12 protein-coding genes are annotated in these 20,643 nt (G+C 75.8%); 8 read left to right on the top strand and 4 right to left on the bottom strand.

What is annotated here, in order from left to right:
• Positions 1-136 precede the first annotated feature (136 nt).
• Positions 137-3,436 carry an AfsR/SARP family transcriptional regulator gene (locus ACIRS1_RS13975; protein WP_402839218.1) on the bottom strand — a complete coding sequence of 1,100 codons (3,300 nt, stop codon included), beginning with the start codon at positions 3,434-3,436 and terminating at the stop codon, positions 137-139.
• Positions 3,437-3,696: 260 nt separating this feature from the next.
• Here ACIRS1_RS13975 and ACIRS1_RS13970 point away from each other — a divergent pair, with 260 nt between their 5' ends.
• Complete coding sequence (locus ACIRS1_RS13970) at positions 3,697-4,770, top strand: hypothetical protein (RefSeq protein ID WP_402839216.1); 1,074 nt, start codon at positions 3,697-3,699, stop codon at positions 4,768-4,770.
• A 59-nt stretch (positions 4,771-4,829) separates the two neighbouring features.
• Here the strand turns inward: ACIRS1_RS13970 and ACIRS1_RS13965 are convergent, their stop codons facing one another.
• Positions 4,830-6,965 carry a SpoIIE family protein phosphatase gene (locus tag ACIRS1_RS13965; protein ID WP_402839214.1) on the bottom strand — a complete coding sequence of 712 codons (2,136 nt, stop codon included), beginning with the start codon at positions 6,963-6,965 and terminating at the stop codon, positions 4,830-4,832.
• 1,085 nt (positions 6,966-8,050) lie between these two features.
• Complete coding sequence (locus ACIRS1_RS13960; protein ID WP_402839291.1) at positions 8,051-8,224, bottom strand: hypothetical protein; 174 nt, start codon at positions 8,222-8,224, stop codon at positions 8,051-8,053.
• 498 nt (positions 8,225-8,722) lie between these two features.
• On the opposite strand from ACIRS1_RS13960, the gene ACIRS1_RS13955 reads away from it, so the two are divergent.
• The 7 genes from ACIRS1_RS13955 to ACIRS1_RS13925 all read left to right on the top strand — a co-directional run bounded on the left by ACIRS1_RS13955 (position 8,723) and on the right by ACIRS1_RS13925 (position 19,482).
• Entirely contained in the window at positions 8,723-9,145 is a 423-nt protein-coding gene (locus ACIRS1_RS13955) for a CU044_2847 family protein (RefSeq protein WP_402839212.1), read from the top strand.
• Positions 9,142-10,074: a trypsin-like peptidase domain-containing protein gene (locus ACIRS1_RS13950; RefSeq protein ID WP_402839210.1), complete on the top strand. Its 933-nt coding sequence runs from the start codon at positions 9,142-9,144 to the stop codon at positions 10,072-10,074. The genes ACIRS1_RS13955 and ACIRS1_RS13950 overlap by 4 nt, the downstream gene beginning before the upstream one ends.
• Complete coding sequence (locus ACIRS1_RS13945; protein ID WP_402839208.1) at positions 10,071-11,849, top strand: hypothetical protein; 1,779 nt, start codon at positions 10,071-10,073, stop codon at positions 11,847-11,849. The genes ACIRS1_RS13950 and ACIRS1_RS13945 overlap by 4 nt, the downstream gene beginning before the upstream one ends.
• A complete protein-coding gene (locus ACIRS1_RS13940) occupies positions 11,846-12,907 on the top strand; it encodes an AAA family ATPase (RefSeq protein ID WP_402839206.1) in 1,062 nt (353 codons plus the stop codon). The genes ACIRS1_RS13945 and ACIRS1_RS13940 overlap by 4 nt, the downstream gene beginning before the upstream one ends.
• A 4-nt stretch (positions 12,908-12,911) precedes the next feature.
• A complete protein-coding gene (locus ACIRS1_RS13935; protein ID WP_402839204.1) occupies positions 12,912-17,207 on the top strand; it encodes an SAV_2336 N-terminal domain-related protein in 4,296 nt (1,431 codons plus the stop codon).
• 177 nt (positions 17,208-17,384) lie between these two features.
• Positions 17,385-18,197 (top strand): hypothetical protein, encoded by an 813-nt coding sequence (locus ACIRS1_RS13930; protein WP_402839202.1) that lies wholly within the window; start codon positions 17,385-17,387, stop codon positions 18,195-18,197.
• The gene (locus ACIRS1_RS13925) at positions 18,097-19,482 is read left to right on the top strand and encodes a hypothetical protein (protein WP_402839200.1); all 1,386 of its coding nucleotides are present in this window, start codon (positions 18,097-18,099) and stop codon (positions 19,480-19,482) included. The genes ACIRS1_RS13930 and ACIRS1_RS13925 overlap by 101 nt, the downstream gene beginning before the upstream one ends.
• Positions 19,483-19,806: 324 nt before the next feature.
• Here the strand turns inward: ACIRS1_RS13925 and ACIRS1_RS13920 are convergent, their stop codons facing one another.
• Positions 19,807-20,610 (bottom strand): exodeoxyribonuclease III, encoded by an 804-nt coding sequence (locus tag ACIRS1_RS13920; protein WP_402839198.1) that lies wholly within the window; start codon positions 20,608-20,610, stop codon positions 19,807-19,809.
• Positions 20,611-20,643: the final 33 nt, after the last annotated feature.

Below are 20,643 nucleotides of genomic sequence, written 5' to 3'. Positions count from 1 at the left end.
TCCGGCCCGGCGGTGACCCCCTGGGGATCACCCGGCCCGACAGTGGCCCCTACCCGTCACCCGGCCCGGCGGTGACCCGGCCCGGCGCCATTCGGCGGGTGACCCGCCCCCGCGGCGCCTCGACCGCCGCAGCAGGTCAACTCCCCGGCCGGCAGCCCGTCAGCGGCACGACCGCCGCCTCCCGGCCCTTCCCCCGCCGCTCCTCCCGGACCGACGCGACGGCGTCCCCCTCCCGGACCGACGCGACGGCGTCCCCCTCCCGGACCGACGGGCCCCCGTCCCCGCCCGGTACCGACGGGCCCTCCCCGGAACCCCGGGACAGCAGCCCCGCCACCTCCCGGGCGTCCGGCAGCCCCAGCCGGACGAAGATCGCGTGCGCCGCCCGCCACCGGCCCCGCGCCTCGGCCCCGCGCCCGAGGTCCGCCAGCGTCCGGCCCAGCACCACCAGCGCCTGCGCCTGGTCCCGCTCCGCCCCCAGCTCCTCGCACAGCTCCAGCGCCCGCCCGGCGTGCTCGAACGCCTCCTCCGTCCGGCCCAGCGACCGCAGACTGTCCGCCAGCCGGTAGCGGGCGTGCGCGGCCCGGGCCTGCAGACCGGCCGCGGTGGCCACCGCCAGGCACTCGCCGAACCAGGTCACCGCCTCCTCGTGCCGTTCCAGCCCGTGCAGCGCCAGCCCCAGCACGTACAGGGTGTACGCCCGGCCCGGATCGTCGTGCCGGGTACGCAGTTCGGCCAGCGCCTCGTGGCAGATCTCCACCGCCTCGGCGGCCCGGCCGCTGCGCACCCGCGCCAGCGCCGCGTTCACCGTCGTCACCAGCGCCCCCGAGCGGTGGCCGAGCTCGCGGGCCAGCAGCAACGCCTCGTCGTAGTGCTCGACGGCCTCGTCGTAGCGGCTGAGGAACTGGCAGACCAGACCGAGGTCGTTCAGCGCCTGGCGCAGGATCACCGTGTCTCCCGCCGAGCGCGAGGCGGCCACGGCGAGGCGGCCCGCCGCCTCGGCCTCCTCCAGCCGGGTGGTGGCCAGGGCGACGTTGCCGCGCAGGAAGTGCGCCCGGCCCGCTGCCCGGGGGTCGGCGCGGTGGTCCGCCGCGGCCGCCAGGGCGTCCGCCGTGGCGGCCAGCCGGGCACCGGGCGGGGCCAGCACGAAGGGCGTGAGCGCGATCAGCAGGTCGATCGCGGCCCGCAGCGGATCCGGGAGGGTGCCCTGCGCGCCGGTGCCGTCCGGTGCCGCCGGCGCCTCGGCCATCGTCCAGGCGGCGACCTGGGCGGCGACCGCGATCGCCCCCGAGCCCTCCGCCTCGGCCCAGGCCCGGGCGCCGTCCGGGCTGCCGAGCGCCACGCCCGGCCCGCGCGCCGGACCGAGCGCGCCGGCGGCCGGGTCCCCGGGGACGGCGTACTGGAAGGCCGAGCAGGCGGTGGCCAGCAGGTGGTCCAGCAGCCGGTCACGGGCCTCCAGCGTCGTGCCGGGGCCGTCGGGTCGTCGCCGGGCGAAGGCGCGCAGGAGGTCGTGGTAGCGGTAACGGCCGGGGAACGGCGACTCCATCATCGCCACGTCCACCAGGGCCTCCAGCAGGTCCTCGGCGTCGTACTCGTCCAGGTCCAGCAGGGCGGCCGCGGCGGGCAGCCCGATGTCCGGCCCGTCCACCGAGGCGACCAGCCGGAACGCCCGGGCCTGGGCGGGCGACAACTGGCGGTAGCTCAGTTCGAAGGCCGCCTCCACCTCGAGGTCGCCGATGCGCAGCTCGTCGATCCGCCGGCGCTCGACCGCCAGCCGGCGGCCCAGCGTCTGCACCGTCCAGCTCGGCCGGGCCGCCAGCCGGGCCGCCACGATCCGGACCGCGAGCGGGAGGTGGCCGCAGACTACCAGGAGGTCCCGGGCGGCCTCCGGCTCGGCCGCCAGCCGCTCCGCGCCGATGGTGCGGCCCAGCAGCTCCAGGGCCTCCTCCGGTTCGAATACCCCGAGATCGGCCTGGACGGGCGCGGGCAGGCCGGACAGCCGGGTCCGGCTGGTGGTGAGCACGGCGCAGCCGACCGCACCCGGCAGCAGGGGTCTGATCTGCGCGGTGTCGTGGACGTTGTCGAGCACCAGCAGCAGGCGCCGGCCGTCGACGACCGAACGGAACAGCGCCGAGCGGGCGTCCAGCCCCTCCGGCACCGCGTCGGCCGGCACGCCGAGCGCCACCAGGAAGCCGCAGAGCACCGCCTCCGGGTCCGCCGGGGTGGCGTCGGCGCCCCGCAGGTCGGCGTAGAGCTGCCCGTCCGGATAGGTGTCGCGGACCCGGTGGGCGACGTGCAGGGCCAGCGCGGTCTTGCCGACCCCGCCCATCCCGACCACGGTCGCGATCACCAGCGCCCGCCGGTCCGGGGCGCCGAGCGCTTCGCCCAGCCGCTCGACCAGTACCGTGCGGCCGGTGAAGTCCGCAGCGTCGGGCGGCAGTTGGGCCGGGCGGGGGGCGGTCGCCGGGGCCCCGGCGGGTGTGGCGGCCGACTCCCTGTCCGTCACGGCGGGCGCGGCGGGCGGGTACGGCGGCTCGACCCGCGGCTCGGCCGACCCGTTCGGGGCGCTCGGGCCGCTCGGGCCGTGCACGCCGTTCGGCCCGATCGCGCCGTTCAAGCCGTTCAAGCCGTTCGCGCCGTCCGGGCCGGACACGACCACCGCCGACGGCGCCGGCGCGGCGAGCGACGGGTCGCCCTCCAGGATCCGCTGGTGCAGCAGCTCCAGCTCCGACCCGGGCTCCACCCCCAGCTCCGCCAGGAACAGCTGACGCGCGCTCCGGTACACCGCCAGCGCGTCCGCCTGTCTTCCGGCCTGGTACAGCGCGCGCATCAGCAGCCCGTACGCCCGCTCGTGCAACGGGTGCTCGGTGGTCAGCGAGGTCAACTCCGGGATGCACCGGGAGAACCGCCCCAGCGCGAGGTCCAGGGCGATCCGCTCCTCCAGCAGCGTCAGCCGCAGCTCCTGCAACCGCTGCCGCTGCCGCTGCGCGAACGGCCCCGGGATGCCGACCAGCGGCTCGCCCTGCCACAACTCCAGCGCCTGGTTCAACAGATCACGCGCCTGTTGCGGCCCCCCGGCCGCCGCCGTCCGCTCGGCCTGCGCCGCCAGCTCCTCCGCCTGCGCCGCGTCCACGGCGTGCTTCGGCAGCACCAGCCGGTAGCCGTCCCCGACCGAGGTCAGCACGTTCGGTGCGTCCGGCCCCTCGCCGTGCAGCACCTTGCGCCACCGCCAGGCGTACGTCCGGACCGTCGTCATCGCGGTGCTCGGCGGCTCCTCGCCCCACAGGGCGTCGATCAGGTCCGTGGCGCTCGCACCGTGCCCCGGCCGCAGCAGCAGCACCGCCAGCATCGCCTGCTGCTGCGGGCTGCCGACCTTCAACACGGTGGTACCGCGCTGCGCCCGCATCAGCCCCAGCACGGAGAACCGGAAATCACCCATTCCTGCACCTGCCCGCTTCATGTGCTCGCCCCCGCCCCAGCACGTGCCCGCCCCCGATTGATGAGCCCCTATCAACCCACGGCACCCGTCGAAATGTCGAGGGATCGTAGAGCCCGTGGTGATCCGGTGTTGATCGGCGCCCACCACAATCACCGGTGTGGCGTCCACGGTCGGCCCGGCACGCACCGCTGGACCCGCCACACCCCCGGTCGCCCCGCCACCGCCCGGCGACCACCCACGGCCCTCGGAGGCGGACACCCATGAACACCGACCTGCTCTACCGGCTGCTCGAGCTCGACCCGGGCGCCGGCCCGGTCGAACTGCTCCACCGGGCCCGCGCAGGCCGGAACCTCCCCTACCTGGTGCTCGCCGCGCTGGACCGGGAGGGCGTCCGGATGGGCGAGCACGCCCGCGCCGAGCTGCAGCGCGCCCGCGAACGGGCCCGCTGTTACGCCGGGATCGCCGACGACCTCGCCGATGCCACCGGGGTCCGGCCGATCCGGGACCTGCCGCTGGCCGCCCACTACCCGTCCGACCTGCCGCGGCCGCTGGGCGAACTCGCCCTCGTCAGCCCGACCGAGGCCACGCTCTGGCAGGCCGTCAACCGGCTGGTCACCGACCACCCGGTGGAGTCCGTCGAGGTCACCCTGCTCGGCGAGCGGCCCCGGCACACCGCCGTCACCCTGCGCTGGCCGGCCGAGGACCCGCTGCTCGACCCCTGGTACCAGGTACGGGTCGCGACCGCAGCCCTCACCGGCGACCTCGCCACCGTCCCGGTCCGCCCCTACCTGGCCGCCGACGACCACGTCGAGTGCCTGATCGCCCTCGCCGAGGACGGGCTCCGCCGCCCCTTCGGCCCGGGCGACGTCATCGACGTGGCGCAGCTGGCAGGACAGCCCTTCGAACCCGTCGAGACCGCCGCGGTGGTCGCCGCCTACCGGCTGGCCCCGGAGGCCGTCGCCCTGCTCGACCTCGCCGCCGAGCACGTGCCGCTGGGCCCGCTGGGCGGAGTGCGCACCGTCCTGGAGGCCGAGGTCGGCCCCGAGCTCCGGCGCCGCCGCACCGAGGCCCGCCCGCTCCGGCCGCGGCACGGCACCCTGCTGCGCCGCACCGTCATCCGGCACCGCTGGGACGAGGCCCTCCTGCTGCCGGCCGGCGCCGCCACCCTGCTGCTCACCCCGGTCGCCGACTACCTGCTCACCCCGGAGGGCGACCGGCCGGCCCCGGCCGAACGCGCCGCCGCCCTCGCCGCCCTCCAGGCCTGGGACGCGACGGCCCCCACTACCCCGCACCCGTCCCCCTGCCTCGGCGCCCCGCAACCCCACCGCCGCTGACCCCCACCGCCGTTGGCCCCGCGGCCGCGGGCCGTGCCGCGGTCGGCCGGGCGCGGCGATCAGGCCGCCAGGGGGAACTCGCACCAGACGTTCTTGCCGCTGCCGAGCGGCTCCACGCCCCAGCTCCCGGCGAGGGCGTCCACCAGCAGCAGGCCGCGGCCGGAGGTGGCGGTCTCGCCGGGGGCCCGGCGGCGCGGCAGGACGCTGGAGCGGTCCCGGATCTCCAGGCGGATGCAGGGGGCGGTTCCGGCCCGCAGTTCGATGGTGAGCAGTGCGCCCCCGTCGGTGTGGACCAGGGCGTTGGTGATCAGTTCGTCCGCCGTGAGTTCGACGTCGGACAGCAGGTCGGTCGCACCCCACGCGGCCAGGGCCTGGCGGAGCATGGCCCGGGTCTCCGCCAGCCCCTCCGGGTCGGCCTGGTGGACGTGCTGGGTCATCTGCCGGGTGGTGTGGGCGCCGGGTACGGCTGCGCGGTGCAGCAGCAGGAGCGCCAGGTCGTCGCTGTTGTCGAGGCGGCTGGGGTGGCTGCCGCAGAGGTGGTCGGCGAGCGCCTCGGTGTCGAGCGGGCCGGTGCGCAGGGCGGCGGCGAGCGCGTCGAGGCCGTCGGTGATGTCCCGGCCGGGGTGTTCGACCATTCCGTCGGTGCACAGCAGCAGGGTGTCCGCGGGGTTGAGGTCGAGGCGGGTCTCGGGGTAGGAGTCCTGGCCGAACACCGTGGCCACGCCGAGCGGCAGACCGCCGCGGACGCCGGCCCAGGCGGTCAGGCCGGTGCCGCGCCGCACGAGCGGTTCGAGGTGGCCGGCCCGCACCAGGCGCAGTGTTCCGGTCTCCAGGTCGGCGTCGACGTAGATGCAGGTCGCGGACCGCTCGGTGTCGAGGTCGGCGAGGAACCTGGACACGCGGGCCATCACCGTGGCGGGCGTGTGTCCCTCGGTGGCGTAGGCCCGCAGGGCGATCCTCAACTGGCCCATGATCGCGGCCGCGTGGCTGTCGTGCCCCTCCACGTCGCCGACCACGAGACCGACCCGACGCCCGGGCAGGGGGATGACGTCGTACCAGTCCCCGCCCACCTCGCGTCCGCTGTGGCCGGCACGGTAGCGGACGGCCACCTCGCCGCCGGTGATCTCGGGGATGCGGCGCGGCAGCATGGTGTGCTGGAGCGTGGTCGCGAACTCCCGCTCCTGGTCGAAGAGCATGGCGCGTTGCAGGGACTGCGCGACGGCACTGCTGAGCGCGATGCAGATATTGCGGTCCTCGGTGCTGAAGGGGCGCCCGTCCCGGTAGAAGAGGCCCAGCGCGCCGATGGAGCGGGCCTGGGCGGCCAGCGGCAGGAAGGCCGCCGCCTCGATCCCCATCTCCTCGGCGTAGGGCAGCAGCCGCGGGTAGCGGGTGGTGAGCTCCTCCCTGGTGCTGACGAACCGCGGGCGCCGGGTGAGGACGGCCTCGGACAGCGGCAGGCCGTCGCCCAGGTGGGTCAGCGACAGGTCGTCCCGCGCCCTGAGCTCCGCCGACGGCTGCTCGGTCGCGGCGACGAGGCGCATCACGTCCCCGTCGACCAGCCCGAGGGCCAGCCCGTCCGCGCCGAAGCGTCGCAGCCCTTCGCTGTCGGTCAGCACGCCGGTCACGTCGCGGACGGTGATGGCGCGGGCGAGGGCCTCGGTGGTGGCGCGCACGGAGTCGGTCTGGCGGCGCCGGTCGGCGGCGAGCGTGCGCATCCCCTCGGCGTGGGCCAGCTCCTCCTCGGCGTTGCGGACGATGCCGACGATGCGGTACGGCCGGGCCTGCGGGTCGCGCAGGACGCGCCCCTGGGTGTGCGCCCAGCGCAGGGATCCGTCGCGGCAGACCAGGCGGAAGTAGCACGCGAAGGTCAGGTGCCCCTCGCGCAGCGCGAGCGAGACGGCCTCGTCGAGCCGCTCGCTGTCCGCCGGCAGCACCCTGGCGGAGAGTGACGAGGGGTGTCCGTCGAACTCGTCGGCCCGGAGGTCGAACACGTCCAGGCCCACGTCGTCGAGGTGGTAGGTGCCCTTGTCGAGGTCCCAGTCGAAGCTGCCCATGCCGTTGAGCGCCAGCCGGTCGTTGGCCGCGGTCGGCTCGGCGGTGCCCTGGCGGGCCGCCGACGACGACGGGGCGCGGGCGGACACGGGGCGGGTGATCCGGGGGTCGTAGCCGCCCGGAGACCTGGACGCGTTTGCCATGGCAGGGCTCCCGTCCGATCGATGGCCCGCCGCCGGATCCTCCACGACCGGCTCGCCCCTGCCCGCTGCGGTCACGGAGAGTGGCGTACACGCGCGACGGCGTGGCGCCGTAGGTGCTCCGCCGCCCGCGCCCGGTCCGTTCCTGGAACGCCTGGTCAGTCTATCCACGGGGCGCGGGCTCGGCATCGACGCGCACACCGCGGAGCGGTCCCGCACCTCAGCCGCCGACGTCGGACACCACGGTGACCGGCGCGTGGCCGCTCCGGCGCTCGACGCGGGCGTCGGTCGCCCACCCGGCGAGCCCGGACGAGACGACCCGGAGGCCGGTCCACCAGCGGATGAACGCCGAGCGCCGGGCCGACGTCGAGCCCGACCCGTCCCAGCCCCGCGAGCAGGAGCAATCCCCGCGAGCGCATGGCCGACTCCGCCGCGTCACCGAGGTCGTCGAGGAACCGAGACCAACCCCCGCCAGCGCGGGGCCGACGCTTGCCGACCTGCAGCGATTGGTGTCAGAGGGCGCTGGTTGATTCGGTTCGATCGAATGGCAGCCCGCGGGGGAGCTGATGTCTTGCCGCCGTCTCTCCTTCTCTGAAGCGAGCTACCAGTGCGGTGTCCTGCGCTCTCGAAGCGTAGTGGCACAGGGAGGTTGGGTGACGGATGGGGGCCGATGGTGGTGGGTCGGCCCCGTATACGCGGCGGTCGATGGTGGCGCTCGACGTCTCGCTGGGCTGGGAGGGGTCGGCCTCGCGATCCTGGGCCGGTGCCCACAAGGACTCCCGGGGGTAGCCGGTCGCGGGGGGGGCGGGGGGGGGGGCGGGCGCGGGCGAGCCGGGAGGCCGCGGGGTGGGGGCGGGGAGCGGGGGGGGGGGCGCGGGGGCGGGGGGGGGGGGGGGGGGGGCGGCGGGGGGGGGGGCGGGGCCCCCCCCCCCCCCGGGGGGGGGGCGGGGGGGGGCCCCGGGGGGGGGGGCCCCCGCGACGATTCGACCTGGCGAACCGGTTGTGCGGGATCGCATCCTCGTGTGCCCGTGTAAGTGGTCCTGGGGCGGCGGTTGCCGCAGGTCGGGGCTGCTTCCGGGGGCTGCGGATCAACTGCAGCTAGGTGACGGTCGGTTGTCGTCGACTTCGTACGCCACGGTGACCGGCGCGTGGCCGTTCCGGCGCTCGGCGCGGGTGTCGGCGCGCTCGACCCGGGCGTCGGTCGCCCGCCCGGCGAGGCCGGGCGAGGCGGCCTGGAGGTCGATGCGCCAGCGGATGGACACCTTCGCCGGCGAATTCTCCGACGAAAGAGCCCGTCTGCTCGATCACGGCCTGTTCGAGGGTGCCCGCCGGCTTGGGCGGCAGCGGACCTCCGGTGGGCGGCATGCCGGCGTCGGCACCGGCTCGGGCGCTCGTGGGTTCGCGGGCGGCGGGCACGCGCCGGGAGGAGGGCAAGGCCTGGCGCCCGGTGCAGGCGGAGTGCGCGGCCGGGCACGCGCTGTCGAAGGAGCGGGAGACCGTCGGGTCCTTCGAGGACCAGGACGCTTCCGCCGCTGACGGTCGCGGTCTCCGTCCGGGTTCCGTTCTCCGGGCCGGCCGCGTGCGGCCCCCGGGCGGTCGAGCTGCCCGCCGGTTCCGGGGGCGGCGGCTCACCGGCGTCGTACGGGGCGGGGGAAGAGAGCTGATGGCCGATCAATATGGCGCCACGGTTCTATAGTTCTCTCGTCGGACGGCCGCCCGCGAGCTGTCCGACCACGCACAGGACTGAGGGGAGTCGGCCCGTGGGGGACGTCATCACGGTGGATCTCGGCGAGGGCGCGTTCGTCCATGCCGAGGTGACGGTGCTGGACCGGACGGAGACCGGGCCCGCGCCGACGAGCGCCGGGCGGGGCGGCGACGCCGGGGTCCGGGACGCGGCCGCTCGGGCGTTCGCGGAACTGCCGCAGCGGCTGGACGCGGTGCGCGAGGTGGTGCGGGGTGTCGGGCGCTGGGCCGCCGACGGCATCGCGGGCACGGGGCCCGCCGTTCCGGACACGCTGGAGGTCGAGTTCGGGCTCAAGCTTGCCGTCAAGTCCGGTGCGCTGGTGGGCGTGCTGGCCGAGGCGGGCGGTGAGGCGTCGTTCACCGTGCGGATGAGCTGGGACACCGCGCGGGTGGCGGCGGCCAGGGCCGCGCGGGACGCGAGCCCCGACGGCGAGCGTTGACCGCGTCGGCAGCCCGGGCCGCCGTCGAGGTGTGGGACGGGCCGTCCTTCCTGGGCAGCGGCTTCCTGGTGGCACCCGGTACCGTGCTGACCGCCGCCCACGTAGCCCGTCGGGCGGTGAACGAGCCCCTCGTGCGGGGCCGTTGGGGAAGCGTGACCGTGGCGGACCCGGCCCGGCTGTTCCCGGCCGACCCCGGGGCCGGCCGCTTCCACGCCTTCCCGGACCTCGCCCTGGTCACCCTGCGGGTCCCGGTCGCACCGCCCGAGCTGGTGCTGGACGCCGGGACGCCGCCCCCGGGGACACCGGTCCTGGTGGCCGGGTTCTCGCCGCACACCCCGGCCGCCGGCGTCCACGACGACTCCCTGCTGCTCACCGTGGCGGGGCCGGCCGCCGGCTTCGTCCGGGCGACCGGCGACGAGGTGCGGGACGGCTTCAGCGGCGGCATGGTGGTCCGCCTGGACACCGGAGCCGTCTGCGGGGTGCTCAAGGGCAGCCGGGACTTCGAGGGCGTGCGGGGCGGATGGTTCACCCCGCTGTCCGCGCTGGCCGACGTACTGGCGGCCGACGACCCGCTGCGCGCGCGGCTCACGGCGGCGGTCGCCCCCGCCGCCACGGCTGCCCCGCCCGTCGCCCTGCCCACCGTGCGCCGACTGCTGCCGGTCCTGCTGCGGGTGCCCGGCACGGACGACCCGGACTTCCGCCGGACCGTCGTCCGGGCCGCGAACGAGACCCTGGCCGACCCCCTCACCGTCGCGTACCGGGCCGTCGCCACCGACCACCTGCTGGAGCTGGCGCAGACCTGCCTCGGCCACCGGGACCCGTGGGCCGCCCTGGCCGCGGTGGCGGACGCGCTGGACCTGCTGCGCCCCGGCTCCGCCGCCGTCCGCGAACTGCGGGCACTCGCCGGCCTGCCGGAGGACGGCCCGTGAAGGACGTGCGGATCCTGCTGGCGAAGCTGAGACCCCGGGCCGAGGCCGAGCCGGCCCCCGGCGGCCCGGCGGACCGGGAACCGTGGTCGGGCGGGGCGGACGCGGTCCTGCACGCCTTCCTCTGCCAGGTCCCCGACCTCCACCAGCCGGACTTCCGCCACCTCGTCCTGGTGGACCTGGGCCGCCGCCTCGGGCTCGCCACCCCGTTCGCCGTCCCGGACAGCGCGCTGGCCGTCGACCACCTGATGGACCTGGTCCACGCCTGCCGCCGCTGGCACGACCCGCTCGACGCCCTCACCCGACTCGCCGACGGCCTGCGCACCCTGCGGCCCGGCACCGCCGCGGTCGGCTGGCTGGACGCCGCCGTCGACGCCGTCACCGAGAAGGGCCTGCTCGCCACGGACGCGCAACTCGCCCTGCTCCGCACCCTGCGCGCGCTGAGTCCGCAGCCCCGCCCGGCCGAGGTGCTGCGCCTGGTCGAGGCCACCTGCGCCGGGCGGACCCACCCGGTCCGCCCCCAGGACGGCCTGCCCGAGGCGGTCAGCCGGCTGAACCAGGCCCGGCTGGACGACGCGCCCCCGCCGCTCCTGGGTTTCCTCGCGCAGCTCGCCGCGACCCGCCCCGGGCCCGAGGCGGCCCGGTTGACGGAGCTCGTCGACCGGCACGCCCGTGACCTGGGGCTGACCGAGCACGAGGTGGCCGGACCCGCCCGCGCCTGCCGCGGCGCCCCCGGCGCCCGCGCCGCCGCCACCGGCCCCGCGCAGCACCACCCGTTGGTCCTGCAGATCGCCCTGGACGACGTCTCACCGGTCGGCCCGGACGTCGAACCCGTCTACACCTTCGAGGCCGTTCTCTACGACACCACCGAGCAGCCGTGGCGGCTGATCTCCAAGTGCGCGGGCGACGAACCCGTGCCGCAGTCCGCCCTGCGCGCCCGCGGCAGCCGCCACCTGACCACCTGGCGCGAACTCGCCGCCGCCGCGGCCGACGCCGACGGCCTGCGGGTGGAGTTCCTGCTGCCCTGGTCCCTGCTCGGCCACCCCGCCGAGCTCTGGCCGATGGACGAGGACGACTACCCCGTCGGCATGCACTTCCCCGTGATCGTGCGCTCGCTGGACCGGATCAGGGCCGCGTTCTGGCACACGGCGTGGAGGAACAAGTGGCGCGCCCTGGAGGCCACCCTGGAGAGCTGCGGTCCGGGCACCGTCGCCGACCTGCCCGGCTGGTTCGTCCACTGCGAGGGCGCGGCCCCGATCGACGCCGAGGTGACCGGCCGCACCCTGCACATCGGCGGCACCAAGGGCGACGTCCGGCGCTGGCTGGACAGCCGGCCGCAGACCGCGCTCCTGGCGCTGTCCTTCCCGTACGCCTACCACCCGAAGCGGCGTGCCGTCCCCTACCAGGCCGTCAAGGACGCCGTCCGGGAGGGCATCCCGGTGATGATCTGGCGGCGTGACGCCGACGGCAGCCCGACCGAACTCCACGCGCTGATGGGCGAGCTGGACGTCGACCAGCTGTCCGCGCTGGCCACCCACGTCCAGCGTCGGCGCCGGGCCGCCAGCGAGGACGACCGGTCGGACCTCGGCCACCACATCACGCTGCTCTGGGACGAACCCGGCCATGCGGCCTGGCTCACCCCGGCCCCGTTCCGTGCCCCGGCCGCCGCGTCACCCGGGGCCGCTCCGCCCCCGGCCGTGCCGGCGGTGCCGGCCGAACCGCCCCTGCCCGCCCCGCCCGTGCCCGTACCCCCGACGCCGGAAGGACCCCCCGAATGACCACCGCCCAGGACGACGCGGCGATCCCGGACTGGTGGATCTACCGCTCCGCCGGCACCCCGCACGACGGCATCCACGACCTGCCCGACGCCCCGCCCTGGCGGTCCTTCCGCCGCGAGGACGAGGGCCGCGCCGAGCTGCCCGTCCCCCCGGAGATGGACACCTCGACGGCCGCACGCAAACTCGGCCGGGCGCACCAGGCCGCCGCCTACCAGGCCGACGAGAAGGAGATCCACCTCGTCAACATGGCGCTCCACCTGCGCCGCCCGCTGCTGGTCACCGGCCCGCCCGGGGTCGGCAAGTCCACACTCGCCTACAGCGTCGCCCACGAGCTGCGGCTCGGCCCGGTGCTGCACTGGCCGATCACCAGCCGCTCCACCCTCCGCGAGGGCCAGTACCACTACGACGCGATCGGCCGCCTCCAGGACACCGGCCTGCGCCCCGCCGGCGCCGACGGTCGGCCCGGCACCGCCCCCGGCATCGGCCCCTACCTGCGGCTAGGCCCGCTCGGCACCGCGCTGGTGCCCTGGGACCGGCCCCGGGTGCTGCTCGTCGACGAGATCGACAAGGCCGACCTCGACCTGCCGAACGACCTGCTCACCGTCTTCGAGGAGGGCGAGTTCGTGATCCCCGAACTCAGCCGCCTGGACGACGAGCAGGCCAGGGTGATGACCGCCGACGACGAGGGCTGGGCCGCCCTGCACCGGGGCCGGGTGCGCTGCACCGAGTTCCCGCTGGTCGTCCTGACCAGCAACGAGGAACGCGAGTTCCCGCCCGCCTTCCTGCGCCGCTGCCTGCGCCTGGAGATCCCGCGCCCGGGCCCCGACAAGCTGGCCCGGATGGTCGCCGCCCACCTGAGCGGCCCGGCGGCCGTCCCCGCCGAGGTCCGCGAGAGGCTGATCGCCCGATTCCTGGCCAAGCAGCAGGAGGAGGGCGCCGACCTCGCCAACGACCAGCTGCTCAACGCCCTGCTGATGGCCGGCCGCGGTCTCTGGGACGAGCACGCCGGGCAGCAGCTGGTCGACCGTCACCTGCTGCGCTCCCTCGAGGAGCGCTGACCCGGTGGCCACCGCCCGCCCCGTCCCCGCCGAGCTGCTGCGCTGCCTCGGCAGCCTGCTGACCGCCGACGGCGCCGAGCCGGCCGGCAGCACCGACCCGCGCGACCTGGCCGACGTGCTGTGGCTCGCGCGGGTCTGCGGGCTGCGGCCGGACGAGCCCGCCGACGGGACGGGGGAGGGGGCGGTGCAGCCCGCCGCGCTGCCGCCGCTGCCCGCGATCGACGCGGAGGCGGACGAGCGGGCGACGGCGGCCTGGAACGCCGCACTGCGGGAGGCGGTCGACCGGGTCCTGGAGGAGCAGGCGGGGCAGGGCGCCGCCGCCGCGCAGGAACGGCCGTCGCCGCCCCGGTCCGCAGCGGTGGTCAGGGCGGTGCCCGCCGCGGCGGTGGAGACGGGGTCGGACCCGGTCGTTCCGTTCTTCCTGCCGCCCGTCCCGGGCCCGGCGGAGTCTGCCAATGCACCCGCCGCCACCGTCCGCACCCCCGCCCGGCCCGCGCTGACCGGCACCCTCGCGCTCTCCCGCGCGCTGCGCCCGCTGCGCCGCACCGTCCGGTCGGCCCACGACCTGGTGCTGGACGAGGAGGCCACCGTCTCCGTCTCCGGGCAGGCCGGACTGCTGCTCCCGGTCTGGCGGGGCGCCCCCGAGCGCTGGCTCGACGTGGACCTGGTGGTGGACGGCGGTCCGACCATGGCGGTCTGGTCCACCCTGGGCGACGAACTGGCCGGGCTGCTCCGCCGGCACGGCGCCTTCCACCGGGTGCGCGCCTGGTCGGTGCACGACCGTGCCGGGACGCCGGTGCTGACCCCGCGCGGCGTGGCCTCGGTGCAGGGCGGGGGCGGCGGCGGTCCGGCCGCGGATCCGCGCGGCCGCCGGATCGTGCTGCTGCTGACCGACGGCGTCGGCCCGCTCTGGCACAGCGGCGCCCTGCCGGCCGCGATGCGCGGGTGGAGCCGGCGCGCGCCGGTCACCCTCCTGCAGGTGCTGCCGCGCCGGCACTGGCACCGCACGGCGCTGCGGCCGGTCCCGGCACAGGCCAGGGTGCGGCCGGGGGTGGGGCCGACGGTCCACTACATCCCGGACGACGAAGGCTGGGCCGAGCCGGGGACCGCCTGGGCGGGCGTCCTGGAGCTGCGGGCGGACTGGCTGGCGCCGTGGGCCCGGATGCTGTCGGGGCGGGCCTCCGGCTGGACCCCGGTGCTGGCGCTGCCGCTGACCGGCACTCCGCGCTCCGCCGAGCCCGGGCCGTCCGTCCGGGAGGACCCCGCCGAGGTGCTGGCCCGGTTCCGCCGGGAGGCCTCGCAGACCGCGTACGAGCTGGCCGGGTTCCTGGCTGCCGCGCCGCTCAGCCTGCCGGTGATGCGGCACGTCCAGGCGGCCATGCTCGGCGACTCGTCGGCGACCCACCTCGCCGAGATCTACCTGTCCGGGCTGCTGGAGCGCCGCTCCCCGGAGCGCCCCGGGGAGGACCCGGAGGCGGTGCTGTACGACTTCCGCCCCGGGCTCCGGGAACGGCTGCTCGGCACCCTGACCAGGAGCGAGTCGGCGGCCGTGCTGGGCGTGCTCGTCGGGGTCTCGCAGTCGGTGGCGGGCTCGTTCGGCGGGACGCTGGACTTCCGGGCGTTGGCCGCGCTCGCGGACGGCGGTTCGGGCATCGGTCCCGGCCTGCCGCCGGAGAGCGTGCCGTTCGCCGAGGTCGCGGTCGAGGTCCTGCGGGGCCTCGGCGGCGCGGACCGGGCGCTGGCGGAGCGGCTGGCCGTCCGCCTGCCGGCCGGGTCACGGGCGCGGTCCGCGGCGGTGCGGGCCGAGCAGGGCGGGCCGCAGGGGCCGGTACCGGGGGAGCGGCGGGCGGAGCCGGACGAACCGCTCCCGGAGCGGCCCGGGTTCCTCGGTGCGGACGAGGCCGGAGCCCCCCGTCCGGAGCGGCGCTGGTGGCAGCGGCGCCGGACGACGGCCACCGGGGCCCTCCCCGGGGCGGCCGCCGAACCGCCGGGGGCGCAGGTGCCCGTACTCGGGTCCGACACCGCGCCCGCACCGCCGACCTGGAACAACCTGCCGCCGGGCCTGCCCGACGTGACCGGCTGGGAGGGCCGGCTGCTCCAGGTCGAACGCGTGCTGCACCCCGGCGGCTCCGCCGCGGCCGTGCGGCGGGCGGTGCACCCCCTCGAAGAACGGTCGCTCTGCCTCGTCCAGGGCCAGGACGGCACCGGCAAGACCACGGTGGCCCTCGCCTACGCGCACCTGCACCTGGCCGACTACTCGCTGGTCTGGTGGGTCGATGGCAGCAGCCGGGAGACCGTCTCACAGTCCCTCGACCAGCTGGCCACCCTTCAGGGCCTGCCTTTGGAGGAGGACGTCCCGGCCGCGCTGAACCGATGGCTCACCGAGCACCCCGGTTGGCTGATCGTCATCGACGACCTCGGCCGGGACTTCGCCGAGGAGGAGCGCTGGATGGCCGGCTACTCGCCGCGCACCCTGGTCGGCGACCGCTGGCCGCCCGACGGCTACGGCAGTGTCCTGATCACCTCGAGGGTGGTGACCAACGACGGCGCCGTCCTCCAGGGGCACACCGTCCAGTTCCTCGCCGACCAGTGGCGGGCCGTCCCCGCGGAGACCGCGGCCACACCGGACGACGACCTGGCGGCGCTGCCCGGCCTGCTCACCCGGGCTGCCGACGGCGCCGTGCCGCCGGGGGCGGGGGCCCGCCCGGCCGCGCCGCAGCCCGAGTCCGAGGAGCGGGTCGGCTACGGCCCGCTGCTCGACCAGCTGGCGGCGGAGGACGGGCCGGCGCTGGACGTGCTCAGGGCCTGCGCGTTCCTCGCGGCCACCGGCCTGTCGATCGAGCTGATCAACCAGGGCCTGCTCGCCGCCGGCGGCGAGCCGGGCACCGGCGTCGAGTCGGACGCCTTCCGGCTCTCGGCGCCGGTGATCGGCCGGCTGTCCGCCCGGCGACTGCTCAGGATCACCCCGAACCACCGCGGTTCGGCCGCCCTCGCGGTGCCCGCCCGGCTCCAGCAGGCCGTCCGGTCCGGGCTGACCGCCGCGGAGCGGAAGGCCTGGGCGGTCGCGGCGGTCCGGGCCCTGGTGGCGAGCTTCCCGTCGGACCCGGCGCCCACCGAGCGGTGGCCCGTCTGCACGGCGCTGCTGCCGCACGCCCACACCGTGCTCCAGCTGCCCGGCCTGGACGACCGCTCGCTCCGGCCGCGCGCCGAACTCCTGCACCAGCTCGCCCGGTTCCGGTCGGCGCAGGGCGAGTTCGACTCGGCCGAGGCCTACCTGCGCCAGCGCCGTTTCCTGGTCCGCGGCCTGCCGGCCGGCTCGGCGGACGTGGACGCCGCCCTGCTGATGGCCAGGGTCCTGTACGGCGCGGGCCGCTACGCGCACGTCCTCGAGTACGTCACCGAGGTCCTGGACGGCGACGGCGAGCGCAACCTCCGGAGCGTGCAGGCCCACCGGCTCGCCGCCGCCGTCCTCCGCGAGTCGTACCTGCTGGACGAGTCCCGGACCCAACTGCACGCAGCCAGGACGCTGTTGACGCCGGCCGTGCCGACCGGGCCGCTCGTTCGGATCGAGATCCGGCGGGAGACGGCCCTGACCGAGCTGGAGGCCGGCCGGCTGGCCGAGGCCGAGGAACAGCTGGAGCTGGCGTGGACCGAGCTCCTGCGCCTGGGATCGGACCGGCCGCGGGACGCGGACCTCCTGGAGGTGGCGATCCGTCAGGACCGCGCGCGGATCTCACTGCTCCGCGGCCGCCCCGGCCTGTCGACCTGCGAGGTCCTCGCGGCGAGCATCCGTAAGGCGGGAAAGCGGCTCGATCCCGAGGGTCTCGACGTGATCATGAGGGCCAGCGAGACGCTGGTCGACATCACCCGGGCTGCCCTCGACGAACTGAAGCCCCGCGAGGAGGCCGGCACGGTCACCTACCGCAGCCTCTGGGAACGGCGACTGGCCGCTCTGACCGCCATCGCCGAGGCCGTCCTGGCCTACCGCCGGGAGCACGCCCGGGAGCAGCCGCACCGGCTGGCCGCCGCCCTCGACATGAACGGCATGCTGCTGTCCGCCCTGGGCCGGTTCGTGCCGGCCGCGGAAGCCCTGGAGGAAGCCGCCGGGCTCACCCTCGGGGTACACGGCGACCACCACCCGGCCTGGGCCGAGAACCGCTGGCGCCTCGCCCAGGTCCTCGCCGCGGCCGGGGACCACGAGTCCGCGCGGACCCTCGCCGAGCACGCCCGGCACCTCCTCGCCTACCGCCTCGGCGCCGACCACCCCCGCCTCGTCCCGATCGCCCGCATGTTGGCCTGACGGCCCTGCAGCGGCGCGGGCGACCCACTCCGCGACCGTCCGGCCGCAGGGCACCTTGGGGAAGCCGTCCGCGGAGGACTCGCCGACGGCGTACGAGTCGTTGAGTGCGGTGAGGCCCATGAGCAGGGCCGGGGCCGACCTGCGGGGAGGGCAGGGCGCCGGGCGGTCCTCGCCTCGGTGGCGCCGGGCGAGTGGGCGGCGAAGATCCGGGCGGCGAACCCCTTCGACACCACCGTCCGCAAGCTCGACGCCTGCACAGCGCCGGAGACGCCGTCGGCTCAGGTCTTCGACGGGGTGGACCTCGTGGACATCGCCGGTGGGCCGATGGGCGTATACGGGGTGCGCAGGTTCGACGGCAGCCCGGTGCGGTTCGACTCGGTCGGCCGGCGGTGGAACCCGATACCCGGTACCGGACTGCCGGGCGGTGGCCTGAACCGCATCGCACCCGGCAAGGACATCGTCTGGGGGCTGCGGGCCGACCGGACGGTCGTGTACTTCGACGGGACCACCTGGAAGGCCGACCCGCAGGGCTTCAAGGGGCTGGGGATCGCCTGCGGCCCGGACGGCACGCTCTACATCGTCGGCGGGGACAACTCGCTCTGGCAGCGCACCCTGAACACCGCGTGGCAGCCTCTGAACGTTCCCCAGGCCGACGAGGTCGCCGTCACCAGCAGGGGCAAGGTCTGGTACCTGCGCCAGGGGAAGACCTACGAGCGCACCGAGACCGGCTGGCAGGAGCTGTCCCCGTCACCGGCCACCGTCCAGCGTCTGTCCGCGGGTGCCGACGGCACGCTCTGGGCGTCCCTGGCGGACGGCAGGACCGCGCTGCTGCCGTCCGGTGCAAACCGCCTGGGCCGTCACCGGCAGCACTGCTCCCGCCGGCAGCGTCGTGACGACGAAGGCTGCCTCGGCCGCCAGCGCGGATGTCTGGCTGCTGCGCAGCGACGGTGCGCTGGCCCGGAACCTCAGCACCGGGACGACGCCGCGTGAGGCGCCGATCCCCTTCGACGCGCAGCCGAAGGGCGACGCCTCCTACGCCTCCAGGATCGACGTCTGGTACGACGAGGCCGGCATCCGCAGCATCCAGATGGTCTTCCCCGGCCACACGTTCCGCTTCGGCGACACCGGCGGCTCCGGAGTCCAGCAGCGCGCCTCCTACACCTTCGGCGGCGCGGACGAGCTGATCTCCGTCGACGCCTGGTCCGGCACCGCCGCCCGCGGCAGCCTCGCCGGACTGCGCCTGACGATGACCTCCGGCGTGGCCGACTTCGGGGTCGCCGAGACCACCACCGCCGCGCCCGACCTGAGCGAGGACGCCGGCGGGGCCTCCGCCATCTGCGGACTCTTCGGCACGACGGTGAAGCTCGGCAGCCGCACCTACATCGAGTCCCTGGGTTTCTACGTGCGCGGCGGGAACGTCTCCCAGGCGGTCCTGGACCACCTGAACGACAACCGCCGCCACTACAGCCAGGCCGTGTGGGCCAACGCCGACGAGCTCACCCTCAGCCGCATCCTCGCCAACTACTCCTACACGCCCCAGGGTTCGACCGCGCCGGCGGTTCCGCTCGGCATGCTGCTGGACCCCAAGCCGATCGCCGCCACCGGCAACTACCTGGGCTTCCGGTGGAACTTCGCCAGCGAGCAGGAACGCGAGGCGTGGACCAAGACCCGCCAGGCAGGCGACAACACCTTCGGGACGCCGGTGACCACCACGGTCGCGATCGCGACCAAGGGCGTCTTCGTCGAGGCCGTCCTGGGCCGGGCCAACTCGGCCGAGAAGATCGACCTCACCCGGTTCTGGAACTGGAAGGACTCGCCGATCCAGATCACCCCGGCCGACATCGCCCCGGTGTCCACCGGCTCGCGCGCGCAGAACCTCGACACCACGGTCGCCACCCTGGGCGCCACCCAGGCGAAGTTCACGCCGCTGGCGGCGATGCCCGACCCGGTCGGCCTCCAGACCGCCCAGGCCATCGCCACCGCCAACCTGTTCCGCGACATGAGCGGCATCAACACCGTCGGCCAGGTCCTCACCAAGGGCATCGAAGCCGCCGCGAGCAACGACAAGGCCGCCGGCGAGCGTGCCCAGGAAGCCTTCAAGACCGCCACCGAACACACCCAGAAGATGAGCCAGATCGCGGCTGACACCATCGCCAAGATCATCCCGGGCATGGCCGGAATGCCCGGTGGCGGCGGCAACCTCAGCGCCCTCGGGGGCATGCTGAACCAGGGCGGCAAGGCCGGTGCGGACACCAAGGCCGACACCAAGGCCTGACCACCGACCGGGGGCGGGCCCGGGCCGCAACCCGGGCCTGCCTGCAAGCCGAACCGCAACACCCAGCACGTGGGTGCGCCGGAAATTCACGGCCCGTACGTCCCTGTCCGTGCCTTCATCGCCCTTGGCCGCGTTCCTCGGACAGGAGACGCTGTCTCGTCCAGGTGCCTGTGACAGGTGGCTTGAACAAGCGAGGCTTAGCTGCGCAGTCGGACTCCTGGTGCTCGGGTGCGCGCGTGAGCGCGCCCCCGGGCCGGAGCCGCCGATCAGGCAATGCCTCGTTCAGCACCTGCGCCTGACGGGGCACTTCTCCCAAGGGACTCGTCAGAAGTCGTGGTCGTACACCACGGTGACGGGGGCGTGGTCGGACCAGCGCTCGGCGTGGGTCTCGGCGCGTTCGACGTAGGCCTCGACGGCCTTGGCGGCGAGGCTCGGGGTGGCGACCTGGAGGTCGATCCGCCAGCCGGAGTCGTTGTCGAAGGCGCGGCCGCGGTAGGACCACCAGGTGTAGGGGCCGGTGCGGTCGGGGTGGAGGGCGCGGACGACGTCGACGTAGCCGGCCTCGTCGTAGACGCGGGAGAGCCAGGCGCGCTCCTCGGGGAGGAAGCCGGCGGCCTTCTGGTTGGCCTTCCAGTTCTTGAGGTCCTCGGGGCGGTGGGCGATGTTCCAGTCGCCGCAGACGACGACCTCGCGGCCCTCGGTGGCGGCGCGGGTGCGGAGGGCGGTGAGGTGGTCGAGGAATTCCGCCATGAAGCGTTCCTTCTCGTCCTGGCGCTCGGTGCCGACTTCGCCGGAGGGGAGGTAGAGGCTGGCGACGGTCAGGCCCGGGAGGTCGATTTCCACGTACCTGCCCGAATTGTCGAATTCCTCGGACGCGAATCCGATGACGCTCCGCAGGGGCTCCTGCCGGGACAGGACGGCGACGCCGGCCCGGCCCTTGGCGGCGGAGGGGGCCCAGACCGCGTGCCAGCCGTCCAGGTCGCGCAGTTCGACGGGCAGTTGCCCGGGCTCGGAGCGCACCTCCTGCAGGCAGATGACGTCCGCCTCGGTGGCGGCCAGCCACTCGATGAAGCCCTTCTTGGCCGCCGCCCGGATTCCGTTCACGTTCACACTCGTCACCACGATCACCCGGGCAGCCTACCGAGCGTCCGGGCCGCGGCC

The sequence above is a fragment of the Kitasatospora sp. NPDC101176 genome, assembly GCF_044768035.1.
Classification (GTDB): Bacteria; Actinomycetota; Actinomycetes; order Streptomycetales; family Streptomycetaceae; genus Kitasatospora.
This window is presented reverse-complemented; position numbering and strand designations above follow the sequence as displayed.

Excerpts from the sequence above, each read along its gene's own strand:
- ACIRS1_RS13975 (WP_402839218.1), bottom strand. The coding sequence starts at position 3,436 with ATGGGTGATTTCCGGTTCTCCGTGCTGGGGCTGATGCGGGCGCAGCGC.
- ACIRS1_RS13970 (WP_402839216.1), top strand. The coding sequence starts at position 3,697 with ATGAACACCGACCTGCTCTACCGGCTGCTCGAGCTCGACCCGGGCGCC.
- ACIRS1_RS13965 (WP_402839214.1), bottom strand. The coding sequence starts at position 6,965 with ATGGCAAACGCGTCCAGGTCTCCGGGCGGCTACGACCCCCGGATCACC.
- ACIRS1_RS13940 (WP_402839206.1), top strand. The coding sequence starts at position 11,846 with ATGACCACCGCCCAGGACGACGCGGCGATCCCGGACTGGTGGATCTAC.